The 19,209-nt window shown below is 60.3% G+C and carries 19 protein-coding genes; 11 read left to right on the forward strand and 8 right to left on the reverse strand.

Annotated features, from left to right (window positions below; genetic code table 11):
- Positions 1–58: 58 nt before the first annotated feature.
- Positions 59–2,014 (forward strand): dynamin family protein, encoded by a 1,956-nt coding sequence (locus ACQAYK_RS03470; RefSeq protein ID WP_483167883.1) that lies wholly within the window; start codon positions 59–61, stop codon positions 2,012–2,014.
- A gap of 19 nt (positions 2,015–2,033) precedes the next feature.
- On the opposite strand, the gene ACQAYK_RS03475 is transcribed toward ACQAYK_RS03470, so the two are convergent.
- Genes ACQAYK_RS03475 through ACQAYK_RS03510 form a run of 8 tightly spaced genes read right to left on the reverse strand, consistent with a single transcriptional unit; the run spans position 2,034 to position 7,444 of the window.
- Positions 2,034–2,372 (reverse strand): hypothetical protein, encoded by a 339-nt coding sequence (locus ACQAYK_RS03475; RefSeq protein ID WP_483167884.1) that lies wholly within the window; start codon positions 2,370–2,372, stop codon positions 2,034–2,036.
- A gap of 13 nt (positions 2,373–2,385) precedes the next feature.
- The gene (locus tag ACQAYK_RS03480) at positions 2,386–3,060 is read right to left on the reverse strand and encodes a glutathione S-transferase family protein (RefSeq protein WP_215871003.1); all 675 of its coding nucleotides are present in this window, start codon (positions 3,058–3,060) and stop codon (positions 2,386–2,388) included.
- Entirely contained in the window at positions 3,053–3,511 is a 459-nt protein-coding gene (locus tag ACQAYK_RS03485; protein WP_215871004.1) for an EVE domain-containing protein, read from the reverse strand. The genes ACQAYK_RS03480 and ACQAYK_RS03485 overlap by 8 nt, the downstream gene beginning before the upstream one ends.
- A 3-nt stretch (positions 3,512–3,514) precedes the next feature.
- Positions 3,515–3,832, reverse strand: a complete 318-nt coding sequence (cyaY, locus tag ACQAYK_RS03490; protein ID WP_215871005.1) for an iron donor protein CyaY — start codon at positions 3,830–3,832, stop codon at positions 3,515–3,517.
- Positions 3,829–5,424, reverse strand: a complete 1,596-nt coding sequence (gene recQ / locus ACQAYK_RS03495) for a DNA helicase RecQ (protein ID WP_483167885.1) — start codon at positions 5,422–5,424, stop codon at positions 3,829–3,831. Before recQ ends, cyaY begins: the two co-directional genes overlap by 4 nt.
- Positions 5,402–6,220 (reverse strand): hypothetical protein, encoded by an 819-nt coding sequence (locus ACQAYK_RS03500; RefSeq protein WP_215871006.1) that lies wholly within the window; start codon positions 6,218–6,220, stop codon positions 5,402–5,404. Before ACQAYK_RS03500 ends, recQ begins: the two co-directional genes overlap by 23 nt.
- Complete coding sequence (locus tag ACQAYK_RS03505) at positions 6,213–7,094, reverse strand: symmetrical bis(5'-nucleosyl)-tetraphosphatase (RefSeq protein WP_215871007.1); 882 nt, start codon at positions 7,092–7,094, stop codon at positions 6,213–6,215. Before ACQAYK_RS03505 ends, ACQAYK_RS03500 begins: the two co-directional genes overlap by 8 nt.
- Entirely contained in the window at positions 7,091–7,444 is a 354-nt protein-coding gene (locus ACQAYK_RS03510; protein WP_226826967.1) for a DsrE family protein, read from the reverse strand. The genes ACQAYK_RS03505 and ACQAYK_RS03510 overlap by 4 nt, the downstream gene beginning before the upstream one ends.
- 176 nt (positions 7,445–7,620) lie before the next feature.
- Between ACQAYK_RS03510 and secB the strand changes: the two genes are divergently transcribed.
- The 10 genes from secB to hpnJ all read left to right on the forward strand — a co-directional run bounded on the left by secB (position 7,621) and on the right by hpnJ (position 19,207).
- Positions 7,621–8,070 carry a protein-export chaperone SecB gene (gene secB / locus ACQAYK_RS03515; protein WP_215872399.1) on the forward strand — a complete coding sequence of 150 codons (450 nt, stop codon included), beginning with the start codon at positions 7,621–7,623 and terminating at the stop codon, positions 8,068–8,070.
- Positions 8,071–8,072: 2 nt separating this feature from the next.
- Complete coding sequence (locus tag ACQAYK_RS03520) at positions 8,073–9,056, forward strand: NAD(P)H-dependent glycerol-3-phosphate dehydrogenase (RefSeq protein ID WP_215872400.1); 984 nt, start codon at positions 8,073–8,075, stop codon at positions 9,054–9,056.
- Positions 9,057–9,064: 8 nt separating this feature from the next.
- Positions 9,065–10,519, forward strand: a complete 1,455-nt coding sequence (locus ACQAYK_RS03525; RefSeq protein ID WP_226826965.1) for a sensor histidine kinase — start codon at positions 9,065–9,067, stop codon at positions 10,517–10,519.
- The gene (locus ACQAYK_RS03530) at positions 10,512–11,918 is read left to right on the forward strand and encodes a sigma-54-dependent transcriptional regulator (protein ID WP_215872402.1); all 1,407 of its coding nucleotides are present in this window, start codon (positions 10,512–10,514) and stop codon (positions 11,916–11,918) included. Before ACQAYK_RS03525 ends, ACQAYK_RS03530 begins: the two co-directional genes overlap by 8 nt.
- An 80-nt stretch (positions 11,919–11,998) precedes the next feature.
- Positions 11,999–13,063: a phytoene/squalene synthase family protein gene (locus ACQAYK_RS03535; RefSeq protein WP_215872403.1), complete on the forward strand. Its 1,065-nt coding sequence runs from the start codon at positions 11,999–12,001 to the stop codon at positions 13,061–13,063.
- Positions 13,057–14,979 carry a squalene--hopene cyclase gene (gene shc / locus ACQAYK_RS03540; RefSeq protein WP_215872404.1) on the forward strand — a complete coding sequence of 641 codons (1,923 nt, stop codon included), beginning with the start codon at positions 13,057–13,059 and terminating at the stop codon, positions 14,977–14,979. The genes ACQAYK_RS03535 and shc overlap by 7 nt, the downstream gene beginning before the upstream one ends.
- Entirely contained in the window at positions 14,937–15,665 is a 729-nt protein-coding gene (locus ACQAYK_RS03545; RefSeq protein WP_215872405.1) for a phosphorylase family protein, read from the forward strand. The genes shc and ACQAYK_RS03545 overlap by 43 nt, the downstream gene beginning before the upstream one ends.
- Positions 15,653–16,645, forward strand: coding sequence for a hopanoid-associated sugar epimerase (gene hpnA / locus ACQAYK_RS03550; RefSeq protein WP_215872406.1), 993 nt, complete (start codon positions 15,653–15,655; stop codon positions 16,643–16,645). The genes ACQAYK_RS03545 and hpnA overlap by 13 nt, the downstream gene beginning before the upstream one ends.
- On the forward strand, positions 16,608–17,780 hold the full coding sequence (gene hpnI, locus ACQAYK_RS03555; protein ID WP_215872407.1) for a bacteriohopanetetrol glucosamine biosynthesis glycosyltransferase HpnI: 1,173 nt from the start codon (positions 16,608–16,610) through the stop codon (positions 17,778–17,780). Before hpnA ends, hpnI begins: the two co-directional genes overlap by 38 nt.
- The gene (gene hpnJ, locus ACQAYK_RS03560; protein WP_215872408.1) at positions 17,780–19,207 is read left to right on the forward strand and encodes a hopanoid biosynthesis associated radical SAM protein HpnJ; all 1,428 of its coding nucleotides are present in this window, start codon (positions 17,780–17,782) and stop codon (positions 19,205–19,207) included. The genes hpnI and hpnJ overlap by 1 nt, the downstream gene beginning before the upstream one ends.
- Positions 19,208–19,209 lie beyond the last annotated feature (2 nt).

The following is a 19,209-nucleotide window of genomic DNA, read 5'->3' on the forward strand; positions in this document are numbered from 1 at the left end:
CTGGCCATTATTGTTGCAGCAAACTACCCTACAGTATTCCTGATCTAGGAGCAGTACTGTGAATGAGTCAGCGCTCGTCAGTGCTTTGCAGGAGTTTGCCGGTTGGCGCGGTGAGTTGGCGGCGTTGGTCGAACAGGTATCTGCTTTTTCGCATCGTCTTGATTTGCTTCCCAGCGGAACCATGCCGCGCTTGGAAATGCTGGCGCGAGAAATTCGCGAAGAACGGATTATTCTTTCTTTTTACGGGGAGTTTGCACGGGGAAAATCCGAGCTGATCAATGCCTTGTTTTTTTATGACCAACAATATCGCTTTCTCCCCTCTGGGGTGGGGCAAACCACCATGTGTCCAGTGGAAATCTGTGCGGCAAGCGATGCCAGCATTGATTTCCTACCGATGCAGGCAAGCAGCATGCATCACAATATTCAAGATCTCAAGAAAGTGCCAGAGCAATGGCGGCGCATGCCTCTGGCGCTTGCCGATATGGAAAAAACGCAAGCAGTGCTGCACCAGATTCAGGAAACGCAGTGCGTCCCTCTCGCGGAGGCGCGGCGCTTCGGACTTTGCCCGCCACTGGATAGTGCGCGGCCACAACTTACCCATTGTCCTTCTTGTGGCGAAGGCAGAGTGAAAATTTCCCGCTGGCGCTATGCGCTGTTGCGTGTGCCGCATCCCGTATTGGCTGCGGGCTTGATTGTCATTGATACGCCCGGATTGAATTCGCTGGGCAGCGAGGCGGATATGGGCCTCGATGCAACTCGCGGCGCGGATGCATCGATTTTTGTTTTGGGCGCGGATACCGGAGTGACGCAAAGCGACCTGCAAATCTGGGAACAATCGCTGTCCATTCACAGCCGCCGGCGACAACTGGTGGTGATCAATAAGTGTGACCTCCTCGTCGATGAGATAGAGCCAAATACGTCGTTTTTGGAAAAGATTCGGGAGCAGTGTGATGCCGCGGCGCAGCGCCTGCAGCTCCATGGGGAACAGGTGGTGGCCATTTCTGCTCGTGAGGCACTACTGGGGCGCTTGCGCAATCAGGAGGAGCGAGTCCGGGCCAGCGGTATCGGAGATCTGGAGAATGCCATCGGCAATATCCTCATCCCGGAGAAGCGCAAGGAGATCGCTAACTCCACCAAAGGTATTCTGCAGCGCGTGATCATCGATCAGCGTTACGTTTTGGAGGAACAGCTGCAAGCCGTTGCGGCGGACATGGAGAGTATGCGACGGCTGGAAGCGCAAGCGGGAGAACAGGTACTTGCCTTGATCGACCGGCAAAAAAAGATCATTGATAACCTGGCGGTCGACCGAGACCAGTTTTTGCGGATGCAAGGTGAGGTGAACACGCAAGAAAAAGGGAAGCTGCTGGAATCACTATCTCTGGATGGGCTGGAAGAAATTGTCGAGCGTGCCAAGCACGATATGCTTGCGGTTTGGACAACGTATGGTATTTACGAAAGTTTTGGAAAGTTCTTTGCGGATACGATTGCAGGATTCGATGAGGCCTTGGCGCGGGCAAATCGGCTATCGGAGAAAATGACGAATGCCTATCGCTCGTTAGAGCAGATTTATGCGCTGCCAAAACTGGATACCTTGCCTTATATCCTGTTGCCGAGAAGAGCCGAACTGCTTGCCCTGTCAGATTACTATGAACGCTTCGGCAAGCGTCTGGAAATTGCTGCGTATCCGCAGGGTATGGTAGTGCGCAAGGCTTTTTTCAATCTCGCAAAGCAGGTGCGTACCTTTGTGCTGGAAACGCGCAGTGATCTTCTGGAGTGGGTGGAAGAAACCTTTGACCTGATGAATTCGCATCTGCAGCGTTGCAGTTCGCAGGCGCAGGAAAAACTGACGGCGCTTACCGCAACCGCCGAATCGTCGGCGAGTATTCAGCAGAGGATTGAAGATCTACGTCTGCGCGAGGCCCGGATTCACTATGAAATGGATGAACTGGCCTCGCTACAGAGCGAACTGGATCGATATTTTCACGCCATTCCAGACCTGTCAGGCGCGGCATGACGCAGAGTATTACCGTTCTTCACGCACCTTTTTTCTGGCGCAGAGTTTCTTCGTCGAAAGCCCGATCCAGGGTTTGCGACAACTGCAATACCTGACGAAAAAGCTGCGCATCCGCGTCATCGGCCTGGCTGCGCAGACGCAAGGCGGCAAGGCCGGAAAAGCTGTCTGCGCGGGTTACCTCGCTGTCCGGAGCGCTGCAGGCGTTGGCGTGATAGATACCCGTCAGGACCTCGCTCGCCAGCGGGTCAGACAAGCTGCCGGCTTCTGCGGCCTGGAAGGCGTTGCCCGGGTCTTGGCCGTGCAGTAGAGAAAAGCTCACATGGCTATCAAGGAATTCCATCAGTTCGGCATAGGTCATCGGTACACTCCTATCAGGTTGGGCGCATGCCACTGTTGAGCGAGACTCGACAGCTTTCCGCAACGCGCTGAAAATAATACTGTAAATCCAAAGGTAAGGTGACGCCGTCGAGCAGGCGAAGCAACTGCAAATCGGCGCAGAGAACCAGGTCGATCAGGGATAGGCGGCCCACATAAAAACGTTGTTTGGCAAGCAGTTTGGCTAACGCCGGAAGGCGTCCCCGCTGCGCAAGTTGCTGGTAGCCGCCATAGCGGTCATTCGCCAGGGCTTCCAGGCTTTGGGCAAAACGACGTTCGCTTTCCTGGCGAAAATACTCCAAGTCTTCGGGATCATCCGAGATCTCGGCAAAGGCTGGTTGTACAGGGACCAACAAGCGCTGCAGCAGCGCATCGAGGTCCTGACGCCACTGACAAAAAGCCTGCCACTCCGCCGCTTGGAGTATACCCGTATACAGGGACTCGCCCGCGAGGGCAGCATCGAGAGCGGGGAGTTCGCTGAGCTCCCCAGTCCAGCACCGCTCGCCAATTTGCAGGACGGGTAATCGTGCAAAACCGAGATCGAAGGCGATTGCCAGATCTTGCAGGGGGCGGGCTTCTGCCTGGTAGCTGCAATCCTTGGCGCCAAGCAATAGGCGCAGGCGGAGTGCCTGAGGGTCGGACCAATGAAAATACAGTACGGGTTCAGACAAGTTCGGCGTGCTCCAGAACGGCAGCCCATTGCGTTTCGCTGATGGGCAGAATGGACAGTCGGTTGCCTTTTCGTACCAGGGGGCTGTCGGCAAATACCGGCCACTGGCGCAGTTCTTCCAGGGAGATTACCTTGGCAAAGCGGGCACGAAAGCCAACATCCACCAGATCCCAGCGTGGCTGCTCGGGGCGGGAGTTTGGGTCGAAATATTTGCTGCGTGGGTCAAATTGGGTAGGGTCGGGATGGGCACTGCTGCGCACTTCTGCTAGGCCCACGATTCCCGGCACCGGAACCCGGGAGTGATACAGGAAAATGCCATCGCCAACCTGCATGGAGCGGAGAAAGTTGCGTGCCTGATAATTGCGAATGCCGTCCCAAGGTTCTTTGCCGCGCGCGGCCAAATCATCCAGAGAAAAGGCTTCCGGCTCGGTTTTCATCAACCAGTAGGCCATTGGCTAGGACTCCAGCGCCACGGGCTGACCCAGCCGTTGCTGGAGAATCCTGCCGAGATAGGCGGGGAGGGTCTGCCCCGAGCGGGAATCCACCCAGCTGCCGGCAGCGTTCCGGTCGAAGCGCGCCGGGCCGTCACTGCAGGCCAGCCAGATCTGTTCGACGGCTTCTTGCCGATTAAGGATGATTTCGCTGTCATCGGGCAGCCGCAGGGAGAGCACGCTATCGATGAGATCGGCCTCGACTTCCGGGGCCTGCGCCTCGATTTGCTCGAGAAGCCCTTGTAAACATTCCTCTACGGCTGCAGCAAAACTCTGGGTCATCGTGATCTCCTTTCGCGCCATGATCGCCTGCCCGGCTCTGGGGAGCAAGTGTTTGCGGTTCCCGAACGTAGCCAGATGCGCTGTTCCTTGCGCAGAATGGGGCGACTGCTGGCATGCAGAATGAGTCCGCTGCCCTCCGGATGCGGCTGCAGGTGGCCGCGCGCCAGCAGATGGCGGAAGACTTGTTGCCAGTCGCGCGGCGGCAAACGTCGCCCAATGCCAAAGACCTGCAAGCGATGATGCTGGGCCTGACGGACCCGCGGCGTGTCGCGGCCAATGAGAATATCGATGAGATGTTGCACGCCGCAGCGCTGGCCACTGCGGTACGCCGCCGAGAGGGCCATCTGCGCTGCCTCGCTGGCATCCCACAGGGGCGGCGCCTGCAGGCAGTTGTCACAATTGCCACAGGGTTGGTCGAGTTTCTCGCCAAAATAGCCGAGTAGTTTCTGACGCCGGCAGCCGACTTCTTCGGTCAGATCCAACATGGCTTGCAGCCGCTCTTCTTCGGCCCGTCGTTGCTCGCTGCTGGCCCCCGATTGCTGAATCATCTGCCGCAGCAGCAACAGATCCTGCAGGCTATAGTGCAACCAAGCTTCCGCCGGTTTGCCATCGCGGCCAGCGCGCCCGGTCTCTTGGTAGTAGGCCTCGATGCTCTTCGGCAGATTGAGATGGGCGACGAAGCGCACATCGGCCTTATCGATACCCATGCCGAAGGCAATGGTGGCGACCATGATCTGGGTCTTGCCGCTGAGGAAGGCGGTTTGATGGGCACTGCGCTGTTCGGCGGGCAAGCCAGCGTGATAGGGTTGCGCGCGATAGCCCGTGCTCTGTAACCAGCTTGCCGTTTCCTCGACCTTACGGCGGGACAGGCAATACACGATGCCGGCACCCCGTTGCCGCCGCAAAAACTCGCCGAGGGCTTCGCGGGCGCCGCTACCCTGCTCGATGCGGTAGCGGATATTGGGGCGGTCGAAGGATTGCACAAATACCTGGGCGTCGCTGAGCGCAAGGGACTGCTGGATTTCAGCACGGCTGGCGAGGTCGGCGCTGGCCGTCAGGGCAATGCGAGGTACGCCGGGAAACAAGGCACGCAGGCGCCCCAATTGGCGATATTCTGGGCGGAAATGGTGGCCCCACTGGGCCACGCAATGCGCCTCATCGATGGCGAAGAGGCTGATGGATAGTTCGCGGAGGAGCCGCAGCATGCGTTCCTGCAGCAGTCGCTCCGGGGCACAGTAGAGGATGCGCAGTGCCCCGGCGCGGAGTCGGTGTTCTATGGCGTCCGGAGCGTTTGCTGCCGAGTGTAAGGCGGCTGCCGCAATGCCCCGCCGTTGCAGGGCCTGGACCTGATCATCCATCAGGGCAATGAGGGGCGAGATGACGATGGCGGTCCCTGGTCGCGCCAGCGCCGGTATTTGGTAGCAAAGCGATTTGCCGCCTCCGGTGGGCATCAATACCAGGGCATCACCGCCGCCAATCAGGCGCGTTACGATGGCGTCCTGTGGGGGACGGAACTCCCGGTGACCAAAGGCCTCGCGCAGGATTTTCTGCGCTTGCGCCAGGGCGAGATCAGGGGACGAACTGGGTATCACGGATACCACGGACGAGATTGGCAGCGGCGAGCAGGGTGCAACTGCTGGCCCAGATGAGAGCGGGGAAGAGAAATAGCAGGAAAATCAGGGTGAGGGTGTCGGCAAGGGCGGGATTGTGGAGAATGCTCGTGCCGATGAGCAGCCCCGCTAGGGCCGAGAAAATCATGGCAAGGAATAGGGCGATAGCCGCTAACACTAATCCCACCAGTAGCGGAAAAAACAGCCAGCCGAGACGATCCCCAAGCAAGCGGCTCGCGCTGCGTAAGGCATCACGCGTACCCAGACCGTAGGCTGCGTAGAGCGCATAGGTATACTGAAAGAACGTGCCAACGAGAAAGGAAACCACCAGCGTGACCCAGAATGCCGGGCGTTGCAGGATGGTGAGGGCCATTGCCGGATCGTTGTGTCCCTGCAGCGCAAGATAGCCCGAAGACTGTAACAACAGCACGTTGATGATGGCAGGTGGCAGGGCAAGAAGCCAGGCATCGCGCTCGCGTAGACTCCAGAAGGGTGCCAGCGCTTCATAGGGGCGGCCGGCACTGGCCAGGGCGATGGCACGAAAAAAGCCGATCAGCAGCACATTCGTCCACAGGCTCTCGAGGATTGTCCAAAGGATGCGCAGGGCGGCGGCCTGCTGCGCAGCAATGCCGAGGAGTACAAAACCGAACAGTGCAATCAGGCCGAGGAGCAGGAGATTGAGAGAGAGCCCCCAGAAGTGGGTGCGCAGGATCTTACCGGCACCGGAAAACACTTGACCCACCCCCACTCGAGTGGCACTAAAGAGAGCTTCAGGCATGGCGAATAGTCTCCAGTTCTACGCTGATGGATGGGACTGGGATCGTGGAAAGGTCGTTACACTGGATTTGGACGATGGTGGCGGGATCTCGATCGATGCGCGCCGCGCTAAGCTGGCGCCCCCACACGCAGCCACTGTCCAGGGCCAGCAGACGCTCCTGGACCAGTAAACCTTGGGTGGCCCAGTGCCCGCAGACGAATTTTCCCGCAGGCTGTTGCGCAAAGTAGCGCTCGTGCCAGGGAAGGTAACTGGTATCCGGCGCCTCATTGGTCCAGGAATAAAGACCATCTTCACGCACCCAGCGCGCTCGGGTGAGGACGGCGACACGAAAGCGCTGGGCATCCGCCTCGCTGCGGCAGTCAGCCCAGCGCCGCGGCGCCTCGCTTTCCCAAAGTCCTCTCAGAAAGCGCTTCCAGTTCTTGCCGCTGAGGGCACGCTGGACTTCCTCGGCATGGCCAGCCGCGTCGGCTAGGCTCCATTCGGCATCGACAGCGGCGTGAACCAGATTCCAGGGCAGTTTACCATCGCTATAGAAGAGCGGCTGCTGGCGGAGCCAATGAAAATAGTCGTCAGCCCTGCGGTCGCTGAGGAGGGCGGCCAGGGTGTCGCTCTTTTTGGCTTTGCCGATTCCAGCCCAGCGACTGATGGCATAGAGGTCGTGGTTGCCCAGGACCAGGCGGATCCCGTTCTGCTGCGCATAGGCCCAAGCGAGGGTCGCGTGGCTCTGCGGGCCGCGATTGAGGAGATCGCCAGCGAGCCACAGAAAGTCATAACTACCAACCTGCGACAATAGCTGCTCCAATGCAGAAAAACAGCCCTGCACATCGCCGATTGCATAGGTCCCGTTTGGGGTGTCGACAAAATCGTTACTCAAAAACTGATCACCTGATCGCTGCTTTTCATGCTGCGCACGAGAGTCGCCATATTGCCAATCTTTACGCCCGGCAGGAAGGGGTCCCCCGCGTCGTTGGGCAAGACAATGACATGGATTTCGCCGCCGAGCTCGCGAATCTCTGCCAGCAGATCGTGATGCACTGCATGCGCAGTCTGAGCCCCCGAACGCAAGACCTCAACCGCCGCCTCCAGGAAGAAAACTTTGACTTGAATGTCGTCGGCAAGGGCGGCAATAGCGGTGCGCAAGGCGTGCAGTACCGGGTTGCTCTCGCTGCCGGCGACAGAACGGATCAGAACCGTCCATTGCATAGCGTTTTCGGGTCTTTGCATGGCTGCGATCCTCCGTTGCGGGCGAGGGCATGGAAAGATCTTCGCATCCCTGCTGTTTCCTTGAGTGTAGTAAACATTTGCTGCCCTCGCGGCGACGTGGCGATTTGCTGTCGGAGTAGGTACACTGGCGCCATTGTTTTTCTGAATCACAAAGGGCAATACCCATGGCGGCAAATATGGCAGAGCAAGAACCAGTATTCATGATCGAGCGGATTTACGTGAAGGACCTTTCTTTTGAGTCACCGAACGCGCCGCAAAGCTTTACCATGGCGGAGGCGCCTTCCGTGGATGTCGGCCTGAACACGGAAACCCATGAAGTGCCCGGATCGCCAGATCTGGTCGAAGTGGTGTTGACGGTCACGGTGAATGCCAAGAGCGCGGACAGCACCTATTTTGCTGTCGAGGTTCAGCAGGGCGGACTGTTCCGCATGCAGAACATCCCGGCGGAGCATCAACCCATCCTCCTTGCCGTACATTGCCCGACCATCCTCTTTCCCTATGCTCGTGAGGCGGTGGCAGACTTAGTTGGACGCGGGGGGTTCCAGCCGCTGCATCTGCACCCGGTGAATTTCGAGGCGCTCTATCAGCAGGCGCAGCTCGAACAAAGTCAGCACACCACCCAGTAATTATGGTAGTACGAACGGTGCTTGGGGCCGGTCATTGGGGCACGGCCCTCGCCGTTACCCTGGCCCGTCGCGGTGACCAGGTGCGCCTATGGGGTCGATCACTGGATGCTTCGGCTTCCGGCCCCGCGAGCCTGCCCCATTTTCCGCAGCTTTCTCGCCCTGAGAATCTGCTCCTTACCCACGATTGGCAGAAGGCCCTGCAGGCTAGTCGGGAGCTGGTGATTGCGCTCCCCAGCCATGCTGTACGTGATGCCTTGCGCAAACTACGCCCTTCGCTGCCAAGGGATGTCGCGCTGACGCTGGCAAGCAAGGGATTGGAGCGCGACAGTCAAGCCCGGCTGGATGAGGTTTTCGCTCAGGAAATTCCAGAATGGTCCTGGGGAGTTCTCTCCGGCCCCAGTTTTGCCAGTGATCTCGCTTGTGGAAGACCGCTCGCCATCACCCTGGCTAGCGATTCCCCTCGCTATTTGGATACCTGGGCTCCTGCATGGCGTTCCGAGCAGTTGCGCATCTACCCGAGCTCGGATGTTGCTGGTGTCTGTCTGGCTGGTGCCATCAAAAATGTCCTCGCCATTGCCGCCGGAATTTCCGATGGGCTGGGGAATGGTGACAGCGCCCGTGCCGCATTGATTACCCGTGGTCTGGCGGAATTGCTGCGCCTGGGAGTGGCGCTGGGCGGTCAGGCCGATACCTTTTTTGGGCTGGCTGGCGCGGGGGATCTGATTCTTACGGCGAGCAGTGACCTTTCCCGGAATCGGCGGCTGGGGCTAGGTATTGGTGCCGGAAAATCACCCGCGCGGGTGCTGCAGGAGCTCGGCGAAGAGGTAGAAGGATGGCGCAGCAGTCATGCTCTGTATCATCTGGCGCTGGCGCGGGGAATCGAGATGCCCATCGTCACCGAAGTCTATCGTGTCCTCCACGCGGGTCGCTCCGCCGCGGAGGCTTCCCGTGCCCTGATGCAACGTGGGCAGGGTGAGGCCAACTGAAATTGGCCATGTTGCGCTTGCCTGGCGGTTCGGATCTGCAACGACGGATCCCTTTTGCGCCCTTCCGCACCATTGGCATTCTGCTGGTCCAATTCGTGGTCTTTGCGTTGTTGCTGCTGGGGGTGTTGCTGGTGCACACCAATCAGGATCTGGCAAAACTGAAAATCTACACGGCGAACATGATCCGCATTGGCGAAATCAACCGTGATTGCAGTTTGGCATGGCGCCAACACGGTGCCCAGGCAGCCATGCAGGTACTGGCCCGTGAATTGCAGGATTTGCCCCCTGGCTTTGCCGCCGAGGGTGGCGAAGCGCAACTGCAACAGTTGCAGGCATTGTCGGCGCGCGGAGACCCTGTCGATTTGCCCCAGGTCTTTGCCAATCTCAGTGCCTGGAATCTCGCCGCCCACCTGCACGGGCGGGGCCTGGTGCTTGCCGCCGGTCATGACTCGCGCTACACCCTGATCGGTTCGGTGATTGCCCTGATCGCCTTCATGATCTTCGTCATCGTCACCCTGATCTTTTTCCGTACGCGCATCTTGAGTCCGTTGCGACGTTTGCAGGCGGCCATGGGTTCCCTGGAGTTGGGCGGCTTCCAACGGGTAGGAGAAGGGCACGCGGACCCAGGCATTGTTCCTTTGCTGCACTTCTATAACCAGATGGTGGGACGCCTGGAAGAGCTGGAACGGCAACGCCGCCGCTATCTGCAAGATCTGCAACAGGAGGTGCACGAGGCAGCCAGCACCCTGATGGCACAGCAGGCGGCAATGACCCGTTCCGAGCGCATGGCAGCGGTGGGCGAGGCAGCCGCCGCTTTTGCCCATGAACTACGCAATCCACTGGCTGGACTGCAGGTTGGCTGCGCCAACATTCGTCGGGAAATCCTCGATCCCGAGCTGGATGCCAGGCTGGCGCTGATGGAAGAGGAACTGCGGCGGGTCAGCCGCCTCCTCGATCAACAGCTGCGCGGTGCCCGGCAGGCAGGCGAGTCTGCGCAATGGGTGCAGCCCGGCGAGGTTGTGGAGGCACTGTTGAATCTCCTGCAGTACCAGTTACCGCTGCAAATCCGCTTACGGCTTGACGTCGCGCCGGATCTGGGGGGGTGCCTGCTGCCGGTGGACCAGTTCCGGCAAGCATTACTCAATCTGGTGCTCAATGCCCGGCAGGCCCTCGATGCCCAGGCTGGGGAAATCACGGTGGCGCTGTCGCGCGCCGAGGGCGGCCGTATTCGTTTGGTAGTGGGCGACGATGGACCGGGGTTACCGGCCAATCTTCTGCGCGATGGTATCCGTCCCTTTGCCAGTGCCCGCGAGCATGGCACCGGCCTGGGACTGGCCATGGTGCGGCGATTCGTGCGCAGCCTGGGAGGAGAGGTGCAGCTTGCCAATCGACCCCAGGGTGGCGCTGAGGTTACCCTGCTGATCCCTTGCCCCGCTCAAGTAGAGGAGAATTCCCATGGCTGATCCCCTGCTGATCATCGAAGACGAGATCTTTCTGGGGCGGGAAATGCGCCGCTACTTTGAGAAGGAGGGCTGGCAGGTATTCTGGGCGGAGCGTTTGGCAGATGCCGAACAGTTGCTCAATGACGACCTCAATCCCATGGTCACCCTGGCCGACCTCAACCTGCCGGACGGCAACAGTCTGGATTTGCTCGACCGCTCCCGCGAGAAGGGTCTGCAGGGCGAGTGGATCTTTTTGACCGCCTACGGCAGCGTTCCGGATTCCGTGCGTGCCCTCCGGCTCGGGGCCTATGACTTTCTCGAGAAACCCTGCGAGATGGAACGTCTGGCCATGGTGGTGCGTTCTGCCGGGCGCGCCGCTCGGGCGCAGCGGCGGGTGGCGGACGACACCAGCCAGCATAGCCGCCGCTATGGTCCTTCCGCCTTTCTGGGAACGAGCATGGCGGCGCAGCGGGTGCGCGAAATTCTCCAGCGTCTGGCGCAGGTTCCCTACAGTGGTCTGATCATTTCGGGGGAAACGGGTACCGGCAAGGGCCTGGCAGCACGCATCCTGCACTACAGTGGATTACGACGCGAAGGGCCGATGGTAGAGATCAACTGCGCTGCCTTGCCGCGCGAACTTCTCGAATCCGAACTCTTTGGCTATGAGGCTGGGGCATTCACCGGCGCTACCTCCCGTCATCGCGGCTTGGTGGAGCAGGCGAATGGTGGAAGCCTGTTTCTCGATGAAATTTCCGAGATGGATCTCGATCTGCAGGCCAAACTGCTCAAGGTGATCGAGGACCGCAGTTTGCGGCGTCTGGGCGCCGATCGCAGCATTCAGGTGGATGTCCGTTTTCTGGCCGCCAGTAACCGAGATCTCGATGCGCTGGTGGCGGAGGGACGTTTCCGTGCCGATCTCTACCATCGTCTCAGTGTCGTCCGCCTCGCTTTGCCTGTCCTGCGCGATCGCAAGGAAGATCTGCAGGAGCTCGTGCCGCATTTCGTGGCGGAGTTCAACGCGCATGCCGGCAAGCGGGTACGTCACATCAGCCCGGCGGTCTGGGCGGCCCTGGAGGGCTACGACTGGCCGGGCAACGTCCGCGAGCTGCGCAATGTGGTTGAACGTGGCGTACTGTTTTCAGAAGGAGAGGATCTACCTCTGGAATGGCTGCAACTGCCGGGAATGAGCGCTGCAGGACATTGTCCGGCACCGGGTAGCTGCCCCTTGGATGATCGGCAGCAGATCATCCTGCCCATCGATGGCAGCATGGATCTCGACAGCATGGAGCGGGAGATCCTCGCCCGGGTGTTGCAGTCCACCGATCACAACGTCACCCAGGCGGCACGTATTCTGGGTACCACGCGCGAGACGCTACGCTACCGTATCCGCAAGTATGGCCTGGCGAATGAGGAGCTCTGAGCTGTTTCGACTGTGGAAACTTGCGCGGGCGGCTCCGGGCGTTTACAGTCCCGCCTTAATTCCTTCGGCATGGACGTAGAATGACCGATAATATTGCCCCAGCGCTGGCCCCAGGAATCATCGATCGGGAAGCCGCCCTGCGCTATCAGACAGCGAGCCTGCAGCGCGTTTCGCGAACCTTTGCCCTGACCATTCCGCGTCTGCCGGCTGGATTGCAGGAGACGGTAGGCAACGGCTACCTGCTCTGCCGTATCGCCGACACCATCGAGGATGATCCGCGGCTTGACTGGGAGGCTAAGGCGCGCTGGCAAAAGGTTTTCCTTGCGGTCTTGCGCAGGGAGACGCCGGCAGAGGAGTTTGCTAGCGGTTTTGCCCGGGAGATGGCAGCAGAGATGCCCGAAGGCGAACATGACCTGATTGCCAATACTCCCTCGGTCGTGTCGTTGACCCACTCCTTCAACTCCGTGCAGCAAAGTGCTCTCATTCGCTGTGTCGAAATCATGGGTGAGGGGATGGCGGAATTCCAACGTCGGGCCTCGCGTGACGGTTTGCGGGATCAGGCCGACATGGACCACTATTGCTATGTGGTTGCCGGTGTCGTCGGCGAGATGCTCACCACCCTGTTCGTGGAGGAGGAGCCGCGGATGCTCGCCGGCGGCGCGGATCTACCGGGGCTCGCGGTATCGTTTGGCCAGGGCCTGCAGATGACCAATATTCTGAAAGACCTGTGGACGGATTGGGGACGGGGAGTGCTCTGGTTGCCCCAGGATCGCCTCCGCGCCCACGGTCTGGCGCCGGGGCAATTGCACCCGGGTATGAGCCATCCCGGGTTCACAGCCTTGTTGACGGAGATGATCGCGTTGGCAGCGCAGCACCTGCGCAACGCCCTGACCTTTACGCTACAGATCCCTGCCGAGCAGACTGGGATGCGGGATTTTTGTCTCTGGGCCATCGCCATGGCCGTGTTGACCTTGCGTCGCATTGCGGAAAACCCCAGCTTTTGTAGTGCCGACGAGGTCAAGATCAGCCGGGATACGGTGCGCAATGTCGTCTTGCTGTCGCGTCTGCTGCATCGCTTCGATCCCTTGCTGGATCTGACCTTTCGGGTGGCCGTCAAGCGTCTGCCGCAGGGGCAGATATGTTGATGCCCAGCGCCCGCTACGGAGTGGCGCGGCAGTTGCATGCGCCCCTGGAAAGAGCGATTGCAGCGGCACGCGCCGCACTCCGCAGGCGGCAGGCGGAAGATGGACACTGGTGCTTTGAGTTTGAAGCGGACTGCACCATTCCCGCCGAATATATCCTGATGATGCACTACATGGACGAAATCGACGTCCCCTTGCAGCGCAAGATTGCGGTGTATCTGCGGCGGCACCAGGCAGAGCATGGTGGTTGGCCTCTCTATTATGGTGGCGACTTCGACATGAGTGCCTCGGTAAAGGCCTACTATGCCCTCAAGCTTGCCGGAGACGCCCCCGAGGCAACGCATATGCGTCGGGCGCGGGCGGCCATTCTCGCGCACGGGGGAGCAGAGCACGCCAATGTCTTCACCCGCATCACCCTGGCTTTGTTCCGCCAGGTACCTTGGCGCGCCGTCCCCTTCATCCCCGTGGAAATCCTGCTCTTTCCCCGCTGGTTTCCGATGCACATCTACAAGGTGGCATCGTGGTCGCGCACGGTCATGGTGCCTCTCTTCATCCTTTGCAGTCTCAAGGCGCAGGCGAAGAATCCCACGGGTATCGGTATCGAAGAACTCTTTCGCGAGAAGCCATTCGCAATCCGTGACTATTTTGTCTGTGCACGCAAAGGTATTGTTGCGCGGGTGTTTCTCGCCGGAGATCGTCTTGGGCGGGCACTCGAGCCATTCATTCCCGGCGTTCTGCGACGAGCTGCCATCCGTCGCGCCGAGGCCTGGTTTACCGCACGTCTGAATGGAGTGCATGGGGTGAATGGCATATTTCCCGCCATGGTCAACGCCCACGAGGCCCTCGCCCTGCTGGGATATGCGGAAGACCACCCGTACCGACAACAGACGGGGCAGGCCTTGCGTAATCTGCTCGTCGAAGGCGTCCATGAGGCCTATTGCCAGCCCTGCGTCTCCCCGGTCTGGGACACCTGCTGGGGGCTGCGCGCCCTGCTCGAGATTGCGCCCGAGCCTGACGAAAATGCTTTGGCTGCCATGCGTTGGCTCCTCGACCGGCAGATCACCGATGCTCCGGGAGACTGGCAGTTTAGTCGCCCAGATCTGCCAGGTGGTGGCTGGGCTTTTCAGTACGAAAATTCTTATTATCCGGACCTGGATGATACGGCAGCGGTGGCCTGGACTTTGCTCCTGGCTGGTCGGACGGAAGACCGACCAGCGCTGGAACGGGCCGCAGACTGGCTGGTGGGTATGCAGTCACGCAATGGCGGTTTTGGCGCCTATGATGTCGATAATACCCACTACTATCTGAATGAGATTCCTTTTGCCGATCACAAAGCGCTGCTGGACCCGCCGACGGCCGATGTCAGTGGGCGGGTATTGACCTTTCTTGCTGCCCTCGCGCGTCCCCAGGACCGACCGGCCATCGAACGGCTCGTGCACTACCTGTTGGCGCAACAGGAGGCCAATGGCTCCTGGTTTGGTCGCTGGGGCACCAATTACATCTATGGTACCTGGTCGGTGCTCCTGGCGTTTTCCGAGTTGGGGGACAGCGCCCTGCAGCCCGCGATGCGACGGGCCGCGGATTGGCTGCGGAGTGTGCAGCAGGCGGACGGAGGTTGGGGCGAGAGCAACGACTCCTATCTCGATCCTGGGCTCGCCGGTCAGGGGCAAGCGTCGACGGCGGCCCACACGGCCTGGGCCTGTCTGGCCCTGATGGCGGCGGGTGACAGCAACAGCGAGGCCCTGCGGCGCGGCATCCAGTGGCTGCAGGAACAGCAGAGTGAAGATGGCGAATGGCACGATCCCTGGTTCAACGCCCCTGGCTTCCCGCGAGTTTTCTACATTACCTACCACGGGTACAAACTGTATTTCCCTTTATGGGCTCTCAGCCGCTATCAAAACCTGCAGGCCGGCGTCTAGGTCTGGTCGTTGCCCTGGCGGTCGAGGCCAAGGCATTGGGTCTGCCAGCCTCGCCCATGGGTAAGGTGCACTCCTGCACGGGTGGGCATCTTGCCGTTCTTTCCGGGATGGGCCCCGAGGCCGCAGCAGAGGCGGGTCGCGCGCTTCTGGCAGCGGGGGCCGAGGCCCTGCTGAGTGTAGGCACCGCCGGCGCCTTGCGGGGGGACTTGCAAGCGGGCGATCTTTGTATTCCCCGGAAGATTCTCTGGCGGGAGGCCGCGTACTCTGCGGATGAAGCTTTGGCAAGTCATTTTCTCGCCCAGCATCCGCAGGCACGGCGGGAGGACTTGCTGTCGCTTGCCCAGATGCTGGTCGATCGGCAAAGCAAAACGGCCTATGCGCAACAGGCGCTCGCCGTGGATATGGAGAGTGGCGCGCTAGCCGCATTGGCAAAGGCCGAGGGGGTTCCCTTTCTTGCCTTGCGCGTTATCGTTGACAGTGTCGATGCCGTCGTGCCGGACGCCGTGCGCTTCGGCGTCGATGCCGTCGGTACCCCGCGTTTACCCGGGTTTCTTTGGCAATTGCTGCGTCGTCCGCAAGATCTGCCGCGGCTGCTCAGGCTCGGCGGACAAATGCAGCGGGCCGCTGCCACCCTGCGGCAACTGCGCAGCGAATGGGAAAGTGGAGAATTGCGATGCGGGCACTGATTACCGGCGCCTCTGGTTTTGTGGGTGCAGCAGTATTGCGGCGCTTGACCCTGGAGGGAGTCCCGGTGCGCGTGCTGGCGCGCGCCGGCGCGGATGACAGCGCGTGGAAAACTTTGCCGGACGTCGAACGGGTGGAGGGCGATCTCTGTGATCCGGCCAGCCTGCAGCGGGCGGTGGCGGGCTGCCGTTGGGTCTTCCATGTAGCCGCGGATTATCGCCTCTGGGTACCGGATCCCGAACCCATGTATCAGGCCAATGTCGCTGGGACCGAGGCGTTGCTGCGCGCCGCCCTGGATGCCGGCGTGGAACGTATCGTCTACACCAGCAGCGTCGCGGTGCTGGGCCTGCGCGACGATGGGCAAGCGAGCGATGAAGACACTCCATCCACTCTCGCCGACATGATCGGTCATTACAAACGCAGCAAGTTTCTGGCTGAGGAGCGGGTGCGCGCCTTGTGTCGTGAGGAGGGCGCGCCGATCGTCATCGTCAATCCCTCCACCCCCATTGGTCCCGAGGATCGCAAGCCGACGCCGACCGGGCGCATGGTGCTCGAGGCGGCAGCCGGGCGTATGCCCGCTTATGTCGATACCGGCCTCAACGTCGTGCATGTGGATGATGTAGCGCTGGGGCATTGGCTTGCCTTGCAGCAGGGGAAGCCGGGCGAACGCTATATTCTCGGGGGTGACAATCTGTCGCTGCAGGCCATCCTCACCCGCATCAGCGGCTTGACGGGGCGACCCTCGCCGCGCCTGCGTCTGCCGCGTCGCCTGTTGTACCCGATAGCCTGGGGCTCCGAGGCCTGGGTGCGCTGGCGTGGCCGCGGCTTGCCGCTGGTCAGTACGGATGAGTTGCGTATGGCCGCACATCGCATGTATTTCGACTCGCGCAAAGCCGAACAGCAGCTTGGCTATACCCATCGCCCGGCGGAGGAGGCCTTGCGCGATGCCGTGGCCTGGTTTGCCGAGCATCGCTACTTCTGACCTCGTGCTGATCGCTGCGTACTTTTTTGCTGCAATCGCTGGCGTTTCCTGCATCTACTGGGCCCTCGCCTGGTGGCAGATGGAAACTTGGCGTCCGCAGTTACCCGAGGACGCAGGGCCGCTTTCATCGCCGGACGCATTTGGGGTCAGTATCATCAAGCCCTTGCACGGTGTGGAGCCGGAGCTTTCCGCCAACCTGCAGAGTTTTCTGACGCAGCACTATCCTCGTTTCGAGATGATTTGCGGGGTTCAGGATTCTGTCGATCCTGTTTTGCCGCTCCTTGATGGATTCCGGAGACAACCGGAGCTGCGGGTCGTGCAACACACAACGACCCTGGGCAGTAACCCCAAGGTCAACAATCTGGCGGGTATCATTGCCCAGGCGAGTTATCCGGTTTTGGTACTGGCCGACGCGGACATTCGCGTCGGACCGGGCTATTTGGCGTGTCTGGTGCGCGAGCTGAACCTGCCCCAGGTGGGGGTGATCAGCTGTCTCTATCGGGCGCGCCCCATTTCCGGTTTTTCCGCGCAGCTCTTGGCGGTGCAGATTCAAGAGCATTTTTTGCCGTCGGTGCGCCTTGCCGCAGCGCTCGGGCCCAATATTTATTGCGGTGGCGCAACGATTGCCGTGCGCCGCGAGTCGTTCGATGCGCTCGGTGGCTGTGCCGCCCTCGCCAATGAACTGGCTGATGACTATGCTCTGGGAGCCCGGATACGCGCCTTGGGTTACCGCAGCGCGCTGAGCAACTACGTGGTCGAGACGCTGGTGGCAGAAGACGGATTCCTGGCCTTCTACGCCCACGCCCTGCGCTGGGCGCGCACTACCCGCGCCGTGCAACCCTGGGGACATGCCTTTTCGTTTTTGACCTATCCGCTTCCTCTGGTACTGATGGCTGCGGCATTTTGGCAGGGATGGGCCTGGAGTGCGGTGGCGCTGGTCGCGTGCCTGCGCCTCGTGTACCATTGGCGGATTGGACGAAAATTGCGATCGCCATTGTCGGCGACGGCGGTGATGCTGGCGGACATCCTGGGTCTGTGGATTTGGGCGCATGCGCAAATCGCCGGAAAGGTACGCTGGCGAGGTCGCAATTTTTCCATCGATGCCCACGGGCAAATGCATGACGGAGTACAGTGATGACCATGAAAACCTTGTTCCTGCAGGCGCCTTCCTTTGAAGGGTTTGATGGGGGAGCGGGCTCCCGCTACCAGGCCAAGCGCGAAATTCGCTCTTTCTGGTTTCCCACCTGGTTGGCCCAGCCGGCGGCCATGATTCCCGGCAGTCGTTTACTCGACGCCCCGCCGGCCGATATCACTGTGGAAGAAACCCTGCGCATTGCTGCCGGCTATGAGTTGTGCATCATGCACACCAGTACTCCTTCCTTTCCTTCCGACGTCCGCATGGCGGAAATGCTCAAGGCGCATTATCCCAAGATGATGATCGGCCTGGTGGGTGCCAAGGTTGCCGTGGAGCCCGAGGAGTCCCTGCAGGCATCGCCAGCCATCGATTTCGTGGCGCGGGAAGAGTTCGATTATACGCTGAAGGAGGTCGCCGAGGGGCGTCCGCTGGCGGAAGTGGACGGTATCAACTACCGCGACAGCAATGGATTACTGGTGCGCACTCCCGATCGCGCCATGATCGAGGATATGGATGCCTTGCCCTTCGTTTCAGAAGTATACAAGCGCGACTTGCACATCGAGGACTACTTCATCGGCTACCTGAAGCACCCCTACATCTCTTTTTACACCGGGCGTGGCTGTCGCTCCCAGTGCACCTTCTGCCTCTGGCCGCAGACGGTCGGTGGTCATCGCTACCGCACCCGCAGTGCCGCCAGTGTCATCGAGGAAGTGAAGTATATCCAGAAGGCCTTCCCGCAGGTGCAGGAAGTCTTTTTCGATGATGATACCTTTACCGACGATCGTCCGCGTGCGGAGGAGATCGCCCGTGGCCTCGGCAAGCTCGGCGTCACCTGGTCCTGCAACGCCAAGGCCAACGTCCCCTACGAGACTCTCAAGGTGCTGCGCGATAATGGCCTGCGCCTGCTGCTGGTCGGCTACGAGTCGGGCAACCAGCAGATTCTCAACAACATCAAGAAAGGCCTGAAGGTAGAGGCGGCGCGTAAGTTCACCGCCGACTGCCACAAGCTCGGCATCGCCATCCATGGCACCTTCATTTTGGGATTGCCTGGCGAAACCAAAGAGACGATTCAGCAAACCATCCAGTTCGCCAAGGAAATCAATCCGCATACCATTCAGGTTTCCCTGGCGGCGCCGTACCCCGGCACCTACCTCTACAACCAGGCCAAGGAACAGGGCTGGCTTACCGAAGAGGATGAGGCGCATATGGTCAATGATCGAGGGGTGCAGATCAGCCCCATGAGTTACCCTCACCTCAATCACACCGAAATTTTTGATTCCGTCGAGGTGATGTACAAGAAGTTCTACTTCCGCGCCGGCAAGATCGCGGAAATCACCGGAGAGATGCTGCGCAGTTCACAAATGATGAAACGCCGTCTGCGGGAGGGGGTGGAGTTTGTGCGCTTTCTTCGTCAGCGGCATGGCTGAGT

Source organism: Acidithiobacillus sp. AC3 (genome assembly GCF_050261095.1).
Lineage (GTDB): Bacteria > Pseudomonadota > Gammaproteobacteria > Acidithiobacillales > Acidithiobacillaceae > Igneacidithiobacillus > Igneacidithiobacillus copahuensis.